Here is a 17,982-nt window from a genome sequence, read left to right as displayed (position 1 = left end):
GAGATTTGTATAACCGACAAAGTGTAAGTAATGTTTTTAGTTTTGGTAAGATTAAATTCACAAACTTCTCACAGCAGAATCTTTAGCAATTTTAAAATTTAGAGACAAAATACTAGGCTCATGATTCAAAAAGAAGAACTTGAACAAATTCTGAATTTTGTTGCCAGCAGATGGATTGAGATTACAAAGGATCCAAATAACAAGGCAATGGAGACCCTGCCAAATGATTTCTGGATGAACTCCATTGGAGGGAAAACTGCAAAGAAAGGATTTTGGGTTACAACGTTATTGTACACTGAAAATGAAGCAGACGCCGAATCATTCAAACAAGTGCTACTAAGATGGCAAGCAAAAGGTCAAGACAAAGACAGAGAAAAAGGTCCCGATCTAATTCAAATTGGAAAAAAGAAATAGACTATTAATAATTGTGAAACAGCACAGTCGTATTGTCAGAGTTTTCAAGTAAAGAAAAAAAGATCTTGTCAGATCACTTTTCAAATACAGAAGACAGTGTATTTGCAATAATCACCCCACGACAAGTTGATCGTGGCGCATTGATGTCAAGATACAGTAGAACTGACAAAAGCATGAGACGTATTTTTCTTGATGAATTTTTACAAAATAAAAATAGAGGAGAGGAATTTTACAACAGAGTACTTTTAGAATACGGTGATGACTCTGTTGCAGAGTTAGGCGAAGCGCAAATTGCAATTGAAGGATTGTCAAACATCGCAGTAAAAAAAATTGAAGACAGGCGAATTGGATTATCATATTTAGAAAAATCATCAAGATATGTTGCATGGAATAAAAAAGAAAATGGAAGATACAGATTCTACAGAGATCCTGAAATTATGAAATCCCGTTTTGCAGATATGTATGAAGAAAGTTGTAATTTTTCATTTGACATTTATTCAAAAAACATAGAACCGATGATTAACTATGTCAGAGAAAAGTATCCAATAGAAAAATATAGTTTCAAAGATTCAAAAGATGGAAAAGAAAAATTATTTTCTAAATTAAAAAATGAATCAGATATAAAATCTGCAAATATGATCTACAAGGGATCCACTAAAGCCAAAGCTCTCGACATTCTTAGGGGACTATTACCAGCTTCGACTTTGACCAATGTTGGAATTACTGGAAACGGAAGAGCGTTTGAATATCTATTAACAGTTCTAGGAGCATCTGAACTAAAAGAAGAGCAAGATTTAGCCTCAAAAATCAAGAAAGAACTAGATACTACAATCAAATCATTTGTGAGACGAGCAGACGACAAATATGGCAATGCATTCCAAAAATATCTCAAAGATGTAAAAAATAAAACAAAATCAATTGCGGGTAAAGAAATCAAGTCAAACCCAAAAAAAGGAACAGTTACAAAACTTGTAGATTACGAATCAGAAAAAAGCGCCTTAGATACAATCATTACCAGTATAATGTATGAGCAATCACCTAGTACATCATACCAAGATATTTTGCAACAAGTAAGGAAATGGTCAAAAGAGAGAAAAATCAACATAATTAATGAATTTGCAAAAATTCGTACAAACAGACGCCATAGACCTTCAAGAGCTTTTGAAAATATCTACTATACATTTGATTTATGCAATAATTTTGGAATGTTTAGGGACTTGCATAGACATAGGGCACTTACTCTTGAAAGACAATTGTTAACAACTGACCACGGATACAACATGCCAAATGAAATCAAAGTTTTAGGAATTGAGAAAGACTTCAAGGATTGTATGAATAAAACAAAAGAAACATTTGACAAAATTAGAACAAAACATCCAGAACAAGGACAGTATGTAGTAAACTTTGGATACAACTACCCATATTTTATGAAATTCAATCTAAGAGAAGCATGTCACCTTATTGAATTAAGAACAGTTCCGCAAGGGCACATAGATTATAGAAGAGTTGCACAACAAATGTTCAAAGAAATTAACAAAGTTCATCCAAATCTATGTAAAATTATGAAGTATGTAGATATGAAAGAATATGATTTAGAAAGATTTGAATCTGAAAAAAGAACGGAAGAAAAGAGAAAGAAATTGAAAAAATAGAAAAATATTCTAATATCAGAATAAATTAAAAATATCATGACAGAGAAAATTGAAAAAAATCCTGAAGAATGGAAAAACGAACTGACTCCAGATCAATATGAAATTTGCATCAACCACGGAACAGAGCCACCTTTTTCTGGAAAATACAACAATACTAAACTAGAGGGCTCATTCAAATGCACGTGTTGTGGGGAAGAACTTTTTTCATCAGATGCAAAATTTGATTCAGGTTCAGGATGGCCAAGTTTTTGGCAGCCAATTTCAGAAGACAAGATAGAATATGTTTCAGATACGGCTTACGGAATGGTTCGTACAGAAGTCAATTGTAACAAATGTGGGGCTCATTTAGGCCATGTGTTTGATGACGGTCCAAAACCCACAAATCAAAGATATTGTATTAATTCAATTTCATTACAGCATGAAAAAGATGAAGATATTCAACAATAGATTAAGAAAGGCATGTTAGTTGTGAAAGAATATTCAAAAATTATTAATAAAACACAATTAAGAATAATAAAATCAAGAATAATATCATGAATTACAATAATGAGACAGACAGGAAAGAAATGATTTGAGAATCATATTATGTGGTTTTGGGGTTGTAGGCCAAAGCTTAGTAAAATTATTTGATTCCAGGGCAGAGGATCTTTATGCAAAATATGGATTGAAACCAAGAGTTGTAGGGGTCTTTGACAGTAAAGGAAGTGCCGTAGATCCATCAGGATTAAATTTTGAGAAACTCATAGATGTAAAGAAAAAATTCGGGACTGTAAAAAATTATGCAGATACAAAAAATTCAATGTCTGGAATTGACATGTTAAAAAACGTGGAAGCAGATGTTCTGATTGAAACTACTGCAAGTAACTACAAAGATGCAGAACCAGGAATGACTCACATCACTACAGCCATGAAAAAGGGCATGCATGTAATTTCAGTAAACAAAGGACCACTTGCTTTAGCATTCCCATCACTTCTTGAACTTGCAACATACAATCAAGTTATTTTCAAATTTAGCGGTACTGTGGGAGGAGGAACCCCGATTCTAGACTATGCAAAAAATAGTCTAAGTGGGGAAAGAATAACATCATTTGCTGGAATTCTAAATGGAACCACAAATTACATTTTAACTAATATGGGTACAGGGATAACATATGAAGAAGCACTAAAAGATGCAAAAGACAAAGGATATGTCGAAGCTGATGAGTCATTAGATTTAGACGGACTGGATGCTGCAGCAAAACTAGTCATCCTTGCAAACTGGATTATGGGAATGAAAGTAACACTTCCAGACATCAACTGCACAGGTATACGAAAAGTTACAGTGGAGGATATCAAAAAGGCTGCTAAAAATAATTGTGCAATTAAATTAATTGCATCTTGCAACAAAGAACTAGTGGTAGAACCAAAGGAAGTATCAAATGACGACCCACTCTGCGTAAATGGAACATTAAATGCAATTGCCTTCACATCTGAACATTCAGGTACTCAAACAATTATCGGTAAAGGTGCAGGAGGCATGGAAACAGCTAGTTCGATCCTCAGGGACCTGTTAGACATCAGACAAGAGATTGCCAGAGATTGAAATCCAATTTAATTTCAAAAAGTGAAACTAATGCACTTTTAAAAACAGTTTCAGAAAGATGGGGGATGGAATTTCCTAAAATCAAAAACGTCAAAGTTCATCAAATTTTAGACGATGCACAAATTATCACAGGAGATGGAATAAAAATATTAAAAGTGGATGATGATTACTTGCCATTTTTAACAGAGATTGAAATGTTAAAGAAATTTCCAGCAGTTACAGTAGATATGGGAGCAGTGAAATTCATGTGCAAAGGTGCAAATCTTATGAGACCAGGAATCAAAGAATTTACAGAATTTGAAAAAGACAAACTAGTGTGTATCGTAGAGGAATCTCAACACAAATTTTTGGCAGTTGGGAAAGCACTGGTAGATAGTTCAGAATTGGAAAGTATGGAAAAAGGGGAAGTTATAAAAAATATCCACTACATATCAGACAGATTTTGGGAAACAGGAAAAATAATTTACGATTGAAATAATTTTTAAAATAAAGAATTTTTTTATTTAATATCTTCGGTGAATTCTTCAGTACCATCTTTTGTGATTACAAGTATATCTAATCCATCCCCACTGGCAGAATCTCTAAGAGCTGCTGAACGAACTGCACGTTTAGCTAAATCTACAGCTTCATCTCTACTCATATTTGGTTTGAATTGTGGATCTAATACACCCAATGCCATTTCAGCTCCAGTTCCAACTGCAGCGTATTCATCAGGAAGTACTGACCCTAACGGATCCAACGTATACATAATTGGCTTGTCAACTACACCTCCAACAATTACCTGAGTCAATAAAGGATAAAATCTTCTTTCATACATCATATTTGACATCATTTTGGCAACGGTGTTAGGAGGAACATCTCTTTTGAGTTCCATTTTTCTAATTTTAGCTAAAGCGGAAATTTGTAAAGTTAAAATTTGCATGTCTGCTACAAGACCAGCGCAAGTTGCGCCGACTTTGCTAGTAATAGGGAATGTTTTCTTTGTGGACTTGCTTACTAAAAAGTTTCCAAATGCGATCCTTTTCTCACTTGCAAGAACAATACCACCATCAAAAGTAATTCCAACAGCAGTTGCTCCTGGCATATACATTGACATATTTCAAATAATTTTACCGCATAATAAAGGGCTTTCTACATTTGACGTGTGGTTTGTGGGCAAAATAATTATACTGAAAATTTAAGATAGAAACATGACTTCTGCTGAGATTAGAGAAAAAATTCTAAACGATATTGTATTCATAGGTTTAAGATCTGCAATTGGTGTGATCTTTATACTTCATGGAATCTCAAAATTCAGTCCAGGATTTGCAGAGAATTTACCAAACATGGGGTTACCAGCAGAGCTGCAAATTCCCATAGCATTAGCTGAATTAGTTCCAGGAATTTTAATAGTAATTGGAGTTTTCAGTAGACTGTCGGCATCATTAATTTCAATCATTATGCTAGGTGCAATTTTCATGGTTAAAGGAGCATCAAGCATCATAGGAAAAGGAGGAGTAGAACTAGATTTGATCTTACTTGCATCAGTACTTGTAATTATGATAGTAGGGCCAGGCAGAATATCACTTGCTCAAATCATCAAAAAATTACCCAGATGTCTCCATTAGGAATTTCCAAAATTACTCATTATCTCACACATGCACTTTGTAGTTTTCTTTAGTAAATCAACTCTTGCAAATTCATTTGGTGAATGAATTCGTGAAAACATGTATGTACTGCCTATAGAGATACAAGGAGATTTTAGAATTTCAACAAAAGGATGCATTGGGCCAGTACCAGCATTCGAGACATTTAGAATAGACTTACCAAAAGACTTGTCTGCAGCATCTTGTACTTGAGATACAAAGGGGTGTGAAGAATCAGTTCTTGCTGCTGCCTCACCATGGTAAACTTTGATGTTAACATCTGAAAATCCATTTAATTTTAGATGATTTTTTAATCGCAATACCTGTTTTTTCGGATCCATTTTTGGAATTAATCTAAAATCTATTTTCACCAATGCATCACCAGGAAGAACAGTTTTTGCACCATCACCAGCATAGCCAGAAATAAAACCTGCAATATTACAGGTGGCGTCTCCAACTAGGGCTTTTTTTGCATCCATTCCTTTCTTGCCACCTACAAAAGATTTGATTCCAAATTCTTTTTTGAATGCATTTTCATCAAAGGGTTCTTTTTGGATTATTTTCAAATCATTTTTTGATAAAGAAGATACTTCCTTGTACCAGTCTTTGATGAGAATTTTTCCATCAGAATTTCTGAGTGTGTGTACAGCCTCAATTAATCGCCATGCAGGATTTTTGATTAATACTGCCAAACTTGAATGTGCGTCTCTGACAGATTCTTTCACAGACAATTCAACAAAAAGCAATCCCTTCATTCCAAGTCCTATGATAGGCCTGTTTTTTGCATCAACGTAACCAAATTCCCAGATTACACCATCACAAGAAAATTTCTTTTTGTATTTTTTTAAATATTCTTCAATATGAGCACTGCCAGTTTCCTCTTCACCTTCAATTACAAATTTTATGTTACAAGGTACATCACCAGTTGTTTTCAAACATGCTTCAACTGCTTTGATTCGAGTGATTAATTCCCCTTTATCATCAGTTGCACCACGTCCAAAGATTTTATTTCCTTTTTTTGTGCCACTAAATGGAGGATCATCCCATAAATCAAAAGGCTCTGCAGGTTGGACATCGTAATGGTTGTAAAACATTAGAGTTTTTCGGGGATTTTGTTTTGATTTCACTTCACCGAAAATTATTGGTGCAACACCTTTCTTTAATCTTAAAAGTTCTGATTTGATTCCAGATTTTTTTAGCAACGTTTGGACAAGTGATGCACATTCTTCAATGCCTTCATTTTTTGCAGAAACACTTGGCTGACGAATTAACGTCTGTAAATCTGAAACAAGTTCACCCATATGAGAATCCACATACTTTGTTACAATCATCCTAGTCATACTATTCTATCAAAAGGCTTCATTGCAGATGGAATTTCATCTAAAAGATCCATCGAAGTCATGTGTAATCCTAATCGTTTTTGGGCAGATTTACCGGCCAACCCATTGATGAATGTGGCTGCGGCTGCAGACTCTAAAGGATTTCTGTTGTTAGATAATAATCCAGCTACTAATCCAGATAAGACATCACCAGTTCCGCCAACAGTCATTGCAGGAGTTTTTTTCTCATTCAGATATGTCGTAGTACCATCAGATACAATATCAGTTGCGCCTTTTAGTAAAACAGTAATTCCAAATTCTTTTGCCTTTATTTCTACAAGTTTAATTCTCTCATTTTTAGAATTTGGTGGAACATCACCAAACAATCTTTTGAATTCTCCAGCATGTGGAGTCACTACAACATTCTTGTTTGCCAAAAGAGGTAAAACATCAGGAATTAATGCACTGGCATCTAGAGATAGTCGGACATCCCTATCTAACAATGATTTTACAAAGTGCAACAACGAGTTTTTTTCTTGTATTGCCAACCCCATTCCAATGGTTGCAGAATGTAAATTACGAGGTAAAGCGCCAATCAATTTGTTTACTGCACCTAATGTCAGCTTTTGATCAACCAGTGGAATTACTATCAGGTTTGGAGAAACTGCACGTGTTGGAGTTACATTGACTTTAGGAACAGAGGTGTAAACCAGATCAGTGCCACATTTCAATGCAGCAAGTGAAGATAATATAGGAGCACCGTGGTAAATGTAACTTCCACCAACAACTAGAACAATTCCATTATCACCTTTTCTAGATTTTGATTTTCGGGCAGGAATGAATTTCTTAACCATAGATGCAGTTAGATTCTTTCTCACCATACTATACACTCTGATAAATCGATGAATAAATCTTGTTTTAAAGTATCAAATGACTAGACAGGTTTTTTGGTTGCCTTTTTTGTGGTTTTTGCACTAGTCTTTTTTGTTATTTTAGTGCTAGTTTTTTTGCCGGTTTTTGAAGGAACTGTCTTTGTAGTTTCAGAAATTTTTTGGGCATCGGCAGATTTTCGAGATTCCCTATCAAAAAAGGCCTTCCTTGCAAAGCAGAGATATGTGGTATGACCAATCCCTTGGAAAGAATGTCTTGTTTTTCCCTCTCTAGCTTCAATAGTTCGAATAATATGTTCAGTTGATTCAATATCAGTAAATTCATTTTCAACTAGAGCCATCGTCAATTTTTCTAATTGATTCATCGTAGGACAAATAGCAAACATAGTTCCACTACCCTTTAGCATCTGTCTAACTTGAGGAATCACAATCCAAGGATCACCTAAATCAATTATCGCCATATCCATTTCTTCCAAAGGCATTTTTTTAGCAGTTTTCAAATCTAAATTATGTTGAGTGACATATTTGGAAACTCCTGCTTTTTTGATATTTTTCTCAGCGATTTTCATAAAGTTTTCATCAACATCAAATGTGTACACATGTCCACGTGGTTTTACAACACTAGCTATAAACGAAGTCAATGAACCACTACCAGTTCCAATCTCCAAGATTTTTTGTCCATCGCCAATACCGGCTCTTGCAATAATATATCCAATATCTTTAGGATAAACAATTTGTGTGCCATGTTGGATTTTCATCACATAGTCATACATTGTAGGTTGCAAAAGATAGACATACTTGTCCTTGTTTGTCATCAATCTAGAACCATACTCTTTACCAATTGCATCAGAGTGTTTGATTACACCAATGTGAGTGTGAAAGGATTCTTTTTTAGAAATTTTAGCTAACCATTTTTTTGAATTATTATAGAAGAATAACACTGGAGAATTATTCTTAATTTTAGCCATGTGTTTTGCCTCAAAATTTTAGATAAGAATCTACTGGTTAATTCAAAATTTTATTTACTTTGAAAATCAAGGTATCGTGCTGATGATTATATCAACGGGTTCTCTCTGATTTCCTCAAAATTGATGAACATTGCCGAATTATGAAGCTGTCTCTTGTTAAAGTGTGAGCAAAATTTGAGAATAAAAATACATCAAATAAACAATCCTGTTTGATCGGACGTTTAGAAATTTAACCAAAAAGTAATTATTTTTGATTCTGGTTTTTTAACAAAAACCTAGACGTATTGGTTTCAATGAGTCAGAGACATCTCGCGGTGTTAGCTGGAAGAGCCCTATGCTCACATAAACTAGTTAATGCATTTTCAGAGTCTCCATAGTAAAGGAGACTGACTTTTTTTCCGTTGTGGAAATAAAAATATCCATTAATCCAGTTCAAATAGTATTTTAATAGCAAACCAAATACCATATCAAATTGACAGAAATACAATTAGACGGATCAGGTGGGTGGATAAATGCAGAACTAACTAATGAGCAAGTGACTAAATCAAAACTTGTTCCAAACATGGATAAACATTTTTTATCATCACTGGAAAAAATTGATATTACAAAAATGTTAAAACACTTTTGCAAACAATGTAATTCAGAGTTTGGTGGACCTACTCAAATACAAATTGAAGAACAACCAAACGAAATAGTTGCAGATGGATTAACTCTGATAGAAAGAGGTCAATACACTTGTCACAAGTGTAACTCAATTATCGGAGAATATAGAGTATTTGAGAAAAAGGACTAGACATACATCTAAATTTCAAACTGCATTATTTTTATCAGCCTAAATAATGCGTATTCATTAAATACGGCAATTTTTTACAAACACTATGTCAAATCAAAAATGTGTATCATGTGGAATTGGTTTCTTTTCCCCAACAGGTGCAGACAAATGTTCCAAATGTGCAGGAACTGAATCCCAAGGACATGAAGGTCATGATTCCTGTGGTTGTGGACACAGCCATTAATTCTTTTTTTCTATAACATGAATATATCAACCAGGGAATGATCAGAATATGACAAAAACATCTCAAGAAATGAAAGAGTTAATTGAAAAATTTATCAAAGTCACAAATATCAATTATGAGGATCAAACTGAAAAAATTAAAGAGAAAAGCAAAATCATAGATTGGCAGTTTCATGTCGGATCAAATGTCATAGTGAGTAAAAATGCAAACAGGGCAGACAGAGTTCATGTAAATGTAAACATGCGATTCCCAGCACAAGATGCAAAATTATTGGTAATGAAAAATCAATCATTTTCTAAAGCAATAATGGAGATTAGTGAGATTTGTACAATATGCAATGTTGGACACCAATGGATTAAAAATGGAGAAAACATTGCAGGTTTGGCAATATTTTCTCATATAGATGAAGAAATTCTAGACAGAGTTTCATTTCACAATACATGGGATAATGTAGCAAGAGTGTCAGGCCACGTTCAAAAAATTCTTCGATCTAATTTTAGTGGATTTTCAGCACAAAACAACACAACAGATGCAACAATTGACAAGTCAATGTATGGTTAAACAGAACACCGAAATGAACATACACTAGTAAAATAAAGAAAAATGAAATGATTTCTTTTGATCACAGAATTCTAAGTGAATATAGAATAAAAATAGCAAAGATTGAGACACTTGCAAAGTCCATCTTGACGCATCAAAACCCAAAAAGTGAAGAAGCAAAAGGAGCATCAGAATTTTTGGATGTGTTGATTAATGAGACAGATAAATTCTATGAAAACAACAGTGAGATACTATCAAACCATGGAAAAAGACCACATGCACGTTCTCGTCTAGCAGAAACTAAAGAATGGAATGACAATGTTGAGAAATTTTATGAAAAAAACCCTCGAAGAAGACCAAGAAAATAATTATTCATTAACTATTTGAGATAATTTTTGAATATGACTAATGTCATTTTTGGCTGCCAAGTTTAATGCTTTTTGCATTTTTTCTTCGTATGCATCAATGTTTTTCTCAGCATTTTTAATAATCTTACATTCTTTTATTACCGGTAATTCTTTAAAATTTTTATATTGATCATAGGTTAAGACACAGGTGTAATACACAGGATCTTCTTTGAAAGAATATTGAATTTTTAAAGGCATTTTGTTTTTTGATTCCTCCAAAATCGCTTCAACTAAATTTATTACATCAAATGGCTTGGATATGATTCGGTTTGGCTTTAATGAATCAATATCAGCATTCAAGGATGGAGCACCTCCAGTGACAATTAAGATGATACTATTTGGATCAACCTCTCGAATTTTTTTTAATGCATACAATCCATCATATTCTGGCATCATCAAATCAAGTAAAACCACATCAGGATGTAGTCGATTAAACAATTCAACACCTTCTAATCCATTGTAGCCTTTGCCAACTACATCAATTCCATGTATTTCTAAAAGTTCAGACATCGAATAAACAAGATCTTCATTATCATCAACAACTATAACTGATGTCAAACTAATCCCATACCCAACCCTAATTCCGATCGATTATAAAATTAAATGGTGTCTGTTTATAAAATAAATAACACAATATTATATCAATATAGGTAGAAGTATAAAAAATTATTTTCATATTTTTTATGAAAGTATGAAATAAATTAAAAATACTAACAACCCATACATAATTACAATTAATTATGCTAATTTGCTTTGAATTAATGTAATAATATAACAAATTAACAGTAGTTTAGATAATATCGATAACAAGTTAAGATGGGAGGTAGAATTGACAGATTATTGAGTATTTTCAGTTATCTTTTTCAATTCGGAGAGAATCAAAACCAGTATTTCCTTTTCACTTAATTTCAAAAGTTCAATTGTTTCTTCTTCAGTAAATTTAATTTCTTCATTTATTTTTTCATATGTATTAAGATCAACCATGTATTCCAATAGAAATAGGACAGAGGGTTAAACTTTACCATTTGAGCCCTCAACTAGAAAAGATCACGATTATTCAAAATAGACAGTAGTTTCAGACTAGCATACAAAGTAAGGTTTATTGACTTTAAATTTTCTATTTTCAGTAATTGGTTTGCACGCCAAGATATTCTATTGTGCTTCGGCTCAGTAGCATATCCCTAGGAAGAGATTAGTTTTCTTCCTAGGACATTACATTCTATCAGGAGATTGAATTCCCAAAAGATCCAGAGCCTTTTCTAAAACAATTTTGAATGAATTTACCAAACATAGACGAGAATTCTCTAAATTCACATCTCCCAATTCAAGAACTTTGGATTTTTCATAAAATGAATTGAATGAAACTGCCAAATCATAACAGTACCTTGCAATAACTTTTGGAGATAGATTGTTTGCAGCATCTCTAACATTTAGATTGAATAGACCAATATTTTTAATCAAATCTAATTCTGATTTTTCATTCAATAAAGTAAAATCAACATCAATTGACGGAGTACGGGCAGATTTCTCCAAAATTCTTGATGCCCTTGCATGAGTATATTGAATGTAGGGGGATGTATCACCTTCCAAGCTAAGAGACTTTGTCAAATCAAATGTTATTATTTTATCCAAATCTTGTTTAATCATTTCATATCGTATAGTACCAACTGAAACGGAATGTGCGATTGTTTCAATTTCTGAAGTATTCATTTCAGGATGTCTTTTTTTGGTTTCTTCTTTTGTTTTCTCTTTTAGAATATCATATACAGAATCAGCAGAAACATACAGGCCTTTTCGACCAGACATTTGAGCTTGTTTACCTTCAGTTTCCAATCCAAGAGTTTTTGCAGTGTCTGAACTTAAAGTTACAGATTCATATCCTAAATGATTATACGCATCAGGGACAGATTTGAATTTGCCCATCAACGTGGTGATAATTTTTTGCAATCTTGCTTGCCTCGAATCAATAACAGTGACAACTTTTTCACCTGTGAAGTTTTTAGAGATTTTATCAGTTTCTTTCAAAGTGGTTTGCCATAAAACACGAGAATTAGGTTGTTCCTTGTCATATTTTTCATAATTAAATGGATCCTCAAGTAAGCCTAATTTCCAAGCAGCATATGGAATATCTTTTGCAATATACGTGGCAGTTCCATTACTGCGAACAATCACTTTATCCTCTTCTTTACCATCACCACGAATTACCCAACAGCCAGCATTCTTACCTTCATTTTCAAATTCAACCAATTTCATCTCTTTGAGTTTCTCAAAAATTTCACTCCATAAACCTGAACGAATAATCTGAGATTCAAAGTTCAGACAGTCATATGTAACACCAAAATTCCAACAAGTTTCCAATTGTCCTGCTAAAACTCGTCTAGTGATCATATCCCCAAACTTCGCAGTTTCAGAATTACCATCTTCAAGTTCTTTGAGAATATTTTTTCTAATTTCCTCTAAACTGGAATCAGCATCATATTTTTCAGTAGTTTTGACATAAACGTCATCGCCGCAATAATGATCAAACTTTTTTCCATCAGGAGGCTCTTGAGCATATCCAAAATGTTTGAAACCAACTATGATATCTGCCACCTGCAATCCTGAATCGTCAATATAGTTTAGCACATTTACTTTGTAGCCTGCTTTTTTTAAAATTCGAGAAACAGTATCTCCGATGATAATATTTCTAATATGTCCAATATGCAGTGCTTTGTTTGGATTAACACTAGTATGCTCAACTACAATTGTGGAGCCATTACCAATTTCAACATCACCGCATGTGTTAAGGTAAGACTCTGAGAGAATCAACTGACTTAATTTATCCCAGTTTGCAAAGAAATTGAGATACCCAGAAGGATGTGCTTCAGATTTTAAAACAAGAGTATGAGTGCATCCAGAATACTTTTCAGAAAGCATTTCAGTGATTTCTTTAGGACTTTTTTTTAGATGTTTTGCAAGCAGGAAGGAGACATTTGAACTCACATCGCCAAATCCAGGTTTTGCAGGTTCAACAGAAAAGCCTACATCAGATATAGATAGATCAGATAATATTTTGTTCAGATTATTTTCAATTTCATCAAGAATAGATTTGAATGTCATATTACATCTCAGATAAAACAGGTGCTAATTTATCTAACGCCTCAAGAACCCCATCGCCAGCATGTGATGAAACTACCATTGTTGCCTCAGATTTTACAAGATCTGAAGCATTACCTAACGCGATGCTAGTTTTTGCTACTTTGAATAATGGGATATCAGTTGCACTATCTCCAATAGCAATAACATCATCACGTGAGACAGATAGCCTATTCATGATTTTTGTAAATCCCGTTCCCTTATCAATGCCTGGAGAATTGATATGGTATGCATATTGGCTATCAGATAATTCAACATGAATGTTTTTTTCTAAAAGTAACTTTTTTGCAAGATCCAAATCAAACGTTCTTTCCAAAACAACCTCAGTCATTCTTGGAAAAACATGCTTTTCTTTGACATTGTCAATATTATTTTTAATTATTTCAAACGCATTTTTACATTCATCCAGATTCCCTAACAAAATATGCTCATCAGAATCCAGCGTAATACAACCGCCATTCTCACCTACTGCGATTTTTGTAGTTCCTCCAAAAACAGATAAAAGGAATCCTTCAACTGAAGACCTTCCAGTTACAAAAATTACATCATGCCCCATGTTAGTTAATTGACGTAATGCGTCTAGAGCATCAAGGTGTATTCTACCACCACCATTTTCAGTAATAGTTCCATCAATATCTACTGCAAATATTCTCTTTTTCACAAGAATCGTTTTTTGAACCGAATAATATTTGCTACTAAGTGTAAGTTATACGGTTTTATTTGAAAAGAAAGTGAAAAGAAGTGAACAGTATTGGGAATTCCTGAAAAAATTAAAGCCATTCAAGATGAAATGGCAAAAACCCAGATCAACAAAGCTACAGAACATCACATAGGGTTACTCAAAGCAAAGATTGCCAAGCTCAAAAGAGAGCAAGAGTCAGAAGTTGCCAAAAAATCAGGTATGAAGCAAGACGGATTTGACGTACGGCGAAGTGGAGATGCAACAGTTGTTTTCATCGGATTGCCAAGTGTAGGGAAATCAACATTACTAAACAAAATGACCAGTGCAAAATCCACAGTCGGAGCTTTCCAGTTTACAACTTTAACAGTAGTCCCAGGAATGATGGAGTATAGAGGGGCCAACATTCAGGTATTAGACCTTCCAGGAATTATCAAAGGAGCATCATCAGGTAAAGGGTTAGGAAAGAGAATTTTGTCAGTTGCAAGAACTGCAGATCTTGTGTTACTAGTATTAGATGTATTTCAACCATATCACGAAGATGTGTTAACTACTGAATTAGGAAACATTGGAATTAGACTAAATCAATTACCACCAAACATTACTATTGAGAAAGCATCAATGGGAGGGATTGCAATTGCACAACAAGTAAAGCTAACAAAAATTACAGAAAAACATCTCAAAGATATTTTACATCTGTATGGTTTGGTTAGTGCACGTGTAGTAGTTAGAGAAGACATCACGTCAGAGCAATTAGCTGATCACATTGCAGGAAACATTAGTTATTCAAAGGCATTAACCATCCTAAACAAAATTGATTTGGTAGATCAAGCATTTCTAAAAGATTTGAAAACGAAAATCAAATCAGACGTGATAGAAGTATCTGCAAACTCTGATGTCAATATCGATTTACTCAAAGAAAAAATCTATGAGAAATTAAAATTTATCAGAGTTTATTTGAGACCAAAAGGAGGGGAGGCAGATTTCAAAGAGCCACTAATTGCAAGAGAGGGGGACACAGTAGAAGATATCTGTAACAAACTACATCGAAGATTAAAACGAGAGTTCAGATACGGGTTAATTTGGGGAAAGAGTGTAAAGTTCGGAGGACAGCGTGTGGGTTTGAATCACATAATGCTAGATGAAGATGTGTTAACCATCATCAAAAGACGTGGCGTATAATCAAAAATAGATCTGAAAAAATTACAATGAAAGTTTTTCTAATAATTAAAAATAATATGTAAAAAAATAATTTTGAAAAAAATAATCAATATTGCGCCCAAAATACCTTACAGATCAAAAAATTTCAGAAAAAAAATAGAACCAGAGGAGAAAAAAATCCTTTGAAAAAGAAGAAATTGGAAATTTCACGATCAAAATAAAAAAAATCTAAATAAAATTACTTGATAATTTGTAATCAAATTGTGTAAATTTCTTTAGTTTAACCACTGAAAAACGATGAAATTACGGAATTCTGTATGGCTACAAAAAGAAAAGCTGCAACTAAACGTAGATCACCAGCAAAATCTACCACAGCAGCTCCAAAAAGAAAAGCTACTAGAAAGACTGCAGCAAAAAAAGCAGCTCCAAAGAGAAAAGCAGCACCAAAACGCAAAGCAGCTCCAAAGAGAAAAGCAGCAGTAAAGAAAGCAGCTCCAAAGAGAAAAGCTACTAGAAAGACTGCAGCAAAAAAAGCAGCTCCAAAGAGAAAAGCAGCACCAAAACGCAAAGCAGCTCCAAAGAGAAAAGCAGCAAAAAGACGATAATCTCGTTAACAACTAACAATCGTCATAATGACGACGAATTGTTTTCATTTTTCTAAATTCTAAAACAGTGTTAACTGTAAAGCATCAGTCAAAATAAAAAAATAATTCACAATTAATATTACATTCATTTTTCAAAATACCACATGTCTGTAAATAATGTAGAAAAGATGGCAAAGCAGTTAAAAGAAGAAAAGGAAAAGATGCTAAAAGAAATTAACGATAAAATAAAGAAAAAGAAATCATTTACGAATTTAGATTCTGAAAACGAATTTTTAAAATAATTATTTTAAATTAAAAATCAAACTTCTCAATAAAGATAACTCATTAATTTGATTTGTTCTTCAGTGGAAATTGTATTTTTGTTTGTTAATATCTCCAATAAATCTTTGAAGAGAGCTTTCTGTTCTGCAGACATTCCGCCAGATGGACCTTTTTCTCCAGGTGGACCAGGCGGACCTCTTGGACCGGCTGGACCGACAGGACCTTGTCCTCCAGGTGGACCTTGTTCGCCATTTGAACCGATTGGGCCAGTTGGACCACGTTCACCTTGTGGACCTTGAATTCCTTGTGGACCTTGTGGACCTTTTTCTCCCGATGGACCAGTTGTTCCACGTTCACCTTGGGAACCTTGTGGACCTTGTGGACCTTTTTCTCCAACAGGACCTAATGGGCCAGTTTGACCTTTTTCTCCAATTGGTCCCATTGAGCCTTTGTCACCTTTTTCTCCTTGAGGGCCAGGAACTCCAGTTAATCCTTTAGAACCTGCTGGTCCTTGTGGACCTTGTGGGCCTTTTTCTCCAATTGGTCCTTCAACACCCCTGTTTCCTTTTTCACCCATTGGACCAGGTGGACCGACAGAGCCTTTGTCACCTAGTGGGCCAGTTGGACCAGTTAATCCTTTGTCACCGTGTGGTCCTGGAGGACCTAATGGACCTTTGTCACCAATTGGACCGATTGGACCTTTGTCACCAATTGGACCGGGACCACCTTGAATTCCTTTTTCTCCTTGTACACCAGATAGCCCTGTTGGACCTTTGTCACCAGGAGGACCAGATGGACCAGTTAATCCTTTGTCACCTGGTACACCTTGTGGACCATTGTCTCCTTTGTCACCAGGTACACCACGTAATCCAGTAGAGCCTTTGTCACCAATTAATCCAGTAGGACCTTTTTCTCCTTTGTCACCTAGTGGACCTTTTAATCCAGATGGACCTTTGTCACCAATTGGACCCGTTGAGCCTTTTTCTCCTTTGTCACCAGGAGGACCACTAGTTCCTTTGTCACCCTTGTCTCCTTTGTCACCAGTAATTCCTTTATCCCCAGTTAATCCTCTATCACCAGAAATTCCTTTGTCACCTTGGGGTCCTTTGTCACCAGTTGGACCTTTGTCACCAGGTTGGCCTTTAGGACCTTCAGGACCTTTAATTCCCATTGGTCCTTGTTGTCCAGGAGGACCAGGAGGACCTTTGTCACCAGGAGGACCAGATGGACCAGTTGGACCTTTGTCACCAGGAGAACCAGTTGTTTCAACAACATTTGTTTTTGTAGAGCGGGTAGGTTTTTGATCATCAAAATTTGTTTTTGTTTCAAGTTTCATTTCAGGTTTTGTTTGAGATGCAGATCTTGCTAAAGGAACATCAAAGACAGTATGTAATGAAGAAAATAAATCAGTAACAACAATCCAAACTCTATCAAGATTGGCAATGGATGAAGGAAGAGGATTTGCGGGAGAACCCAGAGTTTCAGAAAAGACCCCATCTTTTACTCGAAGATGGAAATTTCCTCGCCATAAAGATGAAAATTGTTTTGTACGAATGTCATCATCAGGGGGTTTACTAGCAGTAACTGCGATTTGAGCTTCATAAACACCAGATTGTTTGAATGGTGCCTGACCTTGAATCTCTAATCGTGGCTGAGATGACACACTCGTTTGTGGATATTTCAAGTATTTCTGTATTTAGATCGCTAAAATCTGTTTTAAATTTAACA

General features: G+C 34.6%; 22 protein-coding genes. 13 read left to right on the top strand and 9 right to left on the bottom strand.

Translation table 11 applies throughout. The features are described 5' to 3' along the window. The first annotated feature begins 120 nt into the window (after positions 1 to 120). From ACW9XH_RS05675 to ACW9XH_RS05655, 5 genes are all read left to right on the top strand, one after another. Positions 121 to 414: a hypothetical protein gene (locus ACW9XH_RS05675; RefSeq protein ID WP_457759670.1), complete on the top strand. Its 294-nt coding sequence runs from the start codon at positions 121 to 123 to the stop codon at positions 412 to 414. Positions 415 to 446: 32 nt separating this feature from the next. Continuing rightward, positions 447 to 2,066, top strand: a complete 1,620-nt coding sequence (locus ACW9XH_RS05670; RefSeq protein WP_457759669.1) for an FAD-dependent thymidylate synthase — start codon at positions 447 to 449, stop codon at positions 2,064 to 2,066. A gap of 36 nt (positions 2,067 to 2,102) precedes the next feature. Continuing rightward, positions 2,103 to 2,513, top strand: coding sequence for a peptide-methionine (R)-S-oxide reductase MsrB (gene msrB / locus ACW9XH_RS05665; RefSeq protein WP_457759668.1), 411 nt, complete (start codon positions 2,103 to 2,105; stop codon positions 2,511 to 2,513). Between the two features lie 124 nt (positions 2,514 to 2,637). Then, complete coding sequence (locus ACW9XH_RS05660) at positions 2,638 to 3,648, top strand: homoserine dehydrogenase (RefSeq protein WP_457759667.1); 1,011 nt, start codon at positions 2,638 to 2,640, stop codon at positions 3,646 to 3,648. Continuing rightward, on the top strand, positions 3,645 to 4,121 hold the full coding sequence (locus tag ACW9XH_RS05655; RefSeq protein WP_457759666.1) for a PUA domain-containing protein: 477 nt from the start codon (positions 3,645 to 3,647) through the stop codon (positions 4,119 to 4,121). Before ACW9XH_RS05660 ends, ACW9XH_RS05655 begins: the two co-directional genes overlap by 4 nt. A gap of 26 nt (positions 4,122 to 4,147) precedes the next feature. On the opposite strand, the gene ACW9XH_RS05650 is transcribed toward ACW9XH_RS05655, so the two are convergent. Then, entirely contained in the window at positions 4,148 to 4,744 is a 597-nt protein-coding gene (locus tag ACW9XH_RS05650; protein ID WP_457759665.1) for a proteasome subunit beta, read from the bottom strand. Positions 4,745 to 4,838: 94 nt separating this feature from the next. On the opposite strand from ACW9XH_RS05650, the gene ACW9XH_RS05645 reads away from it, so the two are divergent. Beyond that, entirely contained in the window at positions 4,839 to 5,255 is a 417-nt protein-coding gene (locus ACW9XH_RS05645; RefSeq protein ID WP_457759664.1) for a DoxX family protein, read from the top strand. On the opposite strand, the gene ACW9XH_RS05640 is transcribed toward ACW9XH_RS05645, so the two are convergent. From ACW9XH_RS05640 to ACW9XH_RS05630, 3 genes are read right to left on the bottom strand one after another with little or no spacing between them, the layout of a single operon-like run. Then, positions 5,252 to 6,604: a M20/M25/M40 family metallo-hydrolase gene (locus ACW9XH_RS05640; protein WP_457760022.1), complete on the bottom strand. Its 1,353-nt coding sequence runs from the start codon at positions 6,602 to 6,604 to the stop codon at positions 5,252 to 5,254. The two genes, ACW9XH_RS05645 and ACW9XH_RS05640, sit on opposite strands and share 4 nt — an antisense overlap. Positions 6,605 to 6,609: 5 nt before the next feature. Further along, positions 6,610 to 7,473 carry an NAD(P)H-hydrate dehydratase gene (locus ACW9XH_RS05635; RefSeq protein WP_457759663.1) on the bottom strand — a complete coding sequence of 288 codons (864 nt, stop codon included), beginning with the start codon at positions 7,471 to 7,473 and terminating at the stop codon, positions 6,610 to 6,612. Between the two features lie 53 nt (positions 7,474 to 7,526). Beyond that, positions 7,527 to 8,450, bottom strand: a complete 924-nt coding sequence (locus ACW9XH_RS05630) for a tRNA (adenine-N1)-methyltransferase (protein WP_457759662.1) — start codon at positions 8,448 to 8,450, stop codon at positions 7,527 to 7,529. Between the two features lie 472 nt (positions 8,451 to 8,922). On the opposite strand from ACW9XH_RS05630, the gene ACW9XH_RS05625 reads away from it, so the two are divergent. The 4 genes from ACW9XH_RS05625 to ACW9XH_RS05610 all read left to right on the top strand — a co-directional run bounded on the left by ACW9XH_RS05625 (position 8,923) and on the right by ACW9XH_RS05610 (position 10,374). Next, a complete protein-coding gene (locus ACW9XH_RS05625; protein ID WP_457759661.1) occupies positions 8,923 to 9,243 on the top strand; it encodes a hypothetical protein in 321 nt (106 codons plus the stop codon). A gap of 85 nt (positions 9,244 to 9,328) precedes the next feature. Beyond that, positions 9,329 to 9,466 (top strand): hypothetical protein, encoded by a 138-nt coding sequence (locus ACW9XH_RS05620; protein ID WP_457759660.1) that lies wholly within the window; start codon positions 9,329 to 9,331, stop codon positions 9,464 to 9,466. Positions 9,467 to 9,514: 48 nt separating this feature from the next. Continuing rightward, the gene (locus ACW9XH_RS05615; protein WP_457759659.1) at positions 9,515 to 10,027 is read left to right on the top strand and encodes a hypothetical protein; all 513 of its coding nucleotides are present in this window, start codon (positions 9,515 to 9,517) and stop codon (positions 10,025 to 10,027) included. 47 nt (positions 10,028 to 10,074) lie between these two features. Further along, positions 10,075 to 10,374, top strand: a complete 300-nt coding sequence (locus tag ACW9XH_RS05610) for a hypothetical protein (protein WP_457759658.1) — start codon at positions 10,075 to 10,077, stop codon at positions 10,372 to 10,374. Here the strand turns inward: ACW9XH_RS05610 and ACW9XH_RS05605 are convergent, their stop codons facing one another. From ACW9XH_RS05605 to ACW9XH_RS05590, 4 genes are all read right to left on the bottom strand, one after another. Beyond that, positions 10,375 to 10,971 (bottom strand): response regulator, encoded by a 597-nt coding sequence (locus ACW9XH_RS05605; RefSeq protein ID WP_457759657.1) that lies wholly within the window; start codon positions 10,969 to 10,971, stop codon positions 10,375 to 10,377. Between the two features lie 279 nt (positions 10,972 to 11,250). Beyond that, on the bottom strand, positions 11,251 to 11,397 hold the full coding sequence (locus ACW9XH_RS05600; RefSeq protein WP_457759656.1) for a hypothetical protein: 147 nt from the start codon (positions 11,395 to 11,397) through the stop codon (positions 11,251 to 11,253). 228 nt (positions 11,398 to 11,625) lie between these two features. Next, positions 11,626 to 13,512, bottom strand: a complete 1,887-nt coding sequence (locus ACW9XH_RS05595) for an arginine--tRNA ligase (RefSeq protein WP_457759655.1) — start codon at positions 13,510 to 13,512, stop codon at positions 11,626 to 11,628. 1 nt (position 13,513) lies between these two features. Next, on the bottom strand, positions 13,514 to 14,209 hold the full coding sequence (locus tag ACW9XH_RS05590; protein ID WP_457759654.1) for a phosphoglycolate phosphatase: 696 nt from the start codon (positions 14,207 to 14,209) through the stop codon (positions 13,514 to 13,516). Between the two features lie 90 nt (positions 14,210 to 14,299). Between ACW9XH_RS05590 and ACW9XH_RS05585 the strand changes: the two genes are divergently transcribed. The 3 genes from ACW9XH_RS05585 to ACW9XH_RS05575 all read left to right on the top strand — a co-directional run bounded on the left by ACW9XH_RS05585 (position 14,300) and on the right by ACW9XH_RS05575 (position 16,274). After that, positions 14,300 to 15,409 (top strand): OBG GTPase family GTP-binding protein, encoded by a 1,110-nt coding sequence (locus tag ACW9XH_RS05585; RefSeq protein WP_457759653.1) that lies wholly within the window; start codon positions 14,300 to 14,302, stop codon positions 15,407 to 15,409. A gap of 296 nt (positions 15,410 to 15,705) precedes the next feature. Next, a complete protein-coding gene (locus tag ACW9XH_RS05580) occupies positions 15,706 to 15,993 on the top strand; it encodes a hypothetical protein (protein ID WP_457759652.1) in 288 nt (95 codons plus the stop codon). Positions 15,994 to 16,136: 143 nt separating this feature from the next. Next, positions 16,137 to 16,274: a hypothetical protein gene (locus ACW9XH_RS05575; RefSeq protein ID WP_457759651.1), complete on the top strand. Its 138-nt coding sequence runs from the start codon at positions 16,137 to 16,139 to the stop codon at positions 16,272 to 16,274. Between the two features lie 26 nt (positions 16,275 to 16,300). Here the strand turns inward: ACW9XH_RS05575 and ACW9XH_RS05570 are convergent, their stop codons facing one another. Further along, positions 16,301 to 17,917, bottom strand: coding sequence for a collagen-like protein (locus ACW9XH_RS05570; protein ID WP_457759650.1), 1,617 nt, complete (start codon positions 17,915 to 17,917; stop codon positions 16,301 to 16,303). Positions 17,918 to 17,982: the final 65 nt, after the last annotated feature.

The organism is Candidatus Nitrosopumilus sp. bin_32a (genome assembly GCF_054095935.1).
Note: the sequence above shows the minus strand (reverse complement) of the source record. Positions and strands in the feature narration are given on the sequence as shown.

Excerpts from the sequence above, each read along its gene's own strand:
- ACW9XH_RS05620 (WP_457759660.1), top strand. The coding sequence starts at position 9,329 with ATGTCAAATCAAAAATGTGTATCATGTGGAATTGGTTTCTTTTCCCCA.
- ACW9XH_RS05645 (WP_457759664.1), top strand. The coding sequence starts at position 4,839 with ATGACTTCTGCTGAGATTAGAGAAAAAATTCTAAACGATATTGTATTC.
- ACW9XH_RS05610 (WP_457759658.1), top strand. The coding sequence starts at position 10,075 with ATGATTTCTTTTGATCACAGAATTCTAAGTGAATATAGAATAAAAATA.
- msrB (WP_457759668.1), top strand. The coding sequence starts at position 2,103 with ATGACAGAGAAAATTGAAAAAAATCCTGAAGAATGGAAAAACGAACTG.
- ACW9XH_RS05630 (WP_457759662.1), bottom strand. The coding sequence starts at position 8,450 with ATGGCTAAAATTAAGAATAATTCTCCAGTGTTATTCTTCTATAATAAT.
- ACW9XH_RS05675 (WP_457759670.1), top strand. The coding sequence starts at position 121 with ATGATTCAAAAAGAAGAACTTGAACAAATTCTGAATTTTGTTGCCAGC.
- ACW9XH_RS05640 (WP_457760022.1), bottom strand. The coding sequence starts at position 6,604 with ATGATTGTAACAAAGTATGTGGATTCTCATATGGGTGAACTTGTTTCA.
- ACW9XH_RS05600 (WP_457759656.1), bottom strand. The coding sequence starts at position 11,397 with ATGGTTGATCTTAATACATATGAAAAAATAAATGAAGAAATTAAATTT.
- ACW9XH_RS05580 (WP_457759652.1), top strand. The coding sequence starts at position 15,706 with ATGGCTACAAAAAGAAAAGCTGCAACTAAACGTAGATCACCAGCAAAA.
- ACW9XH_RS05575 (WP_457759651.1), top strand. The coding sequence starts at position 16,137 with ATGTCTGTAAATAATGTAGAAAAGATGGCAAAGCAGTTAAAAGAAGAA.
- ACW9XH_RS05635 (WP_457759663.1), bottom strand. The coding sequence starts at position 7,473 with ATGGTGAGAAAGAATCTAACTGCATCTATGGTTAAGAAATTCATTCCT.
- ACW9XH_RS05595 (WP_457759655.1), bottom strand. The coding sequence starts at position 13,512 with ATGACATTCAAATCTATTCTTGATGAAATTGAAAATAATCTGAACAAA.
- ACW9XH_RS05615 (WP_457759659.1), top strand. The coding sequence starts at position 9,515 with ATGACAAAAACATCTCAAGAAATGAAAGAGTTAATTGAAAAATTTATC.
- ACW9XH_RS05650 (WP_457759665.1), bottom strand. The coding sequence starts at position 4,744 with ATGTCAATGTATATGCCAGGAGCAACTGCTGTTGGAATTACTTTTGAT.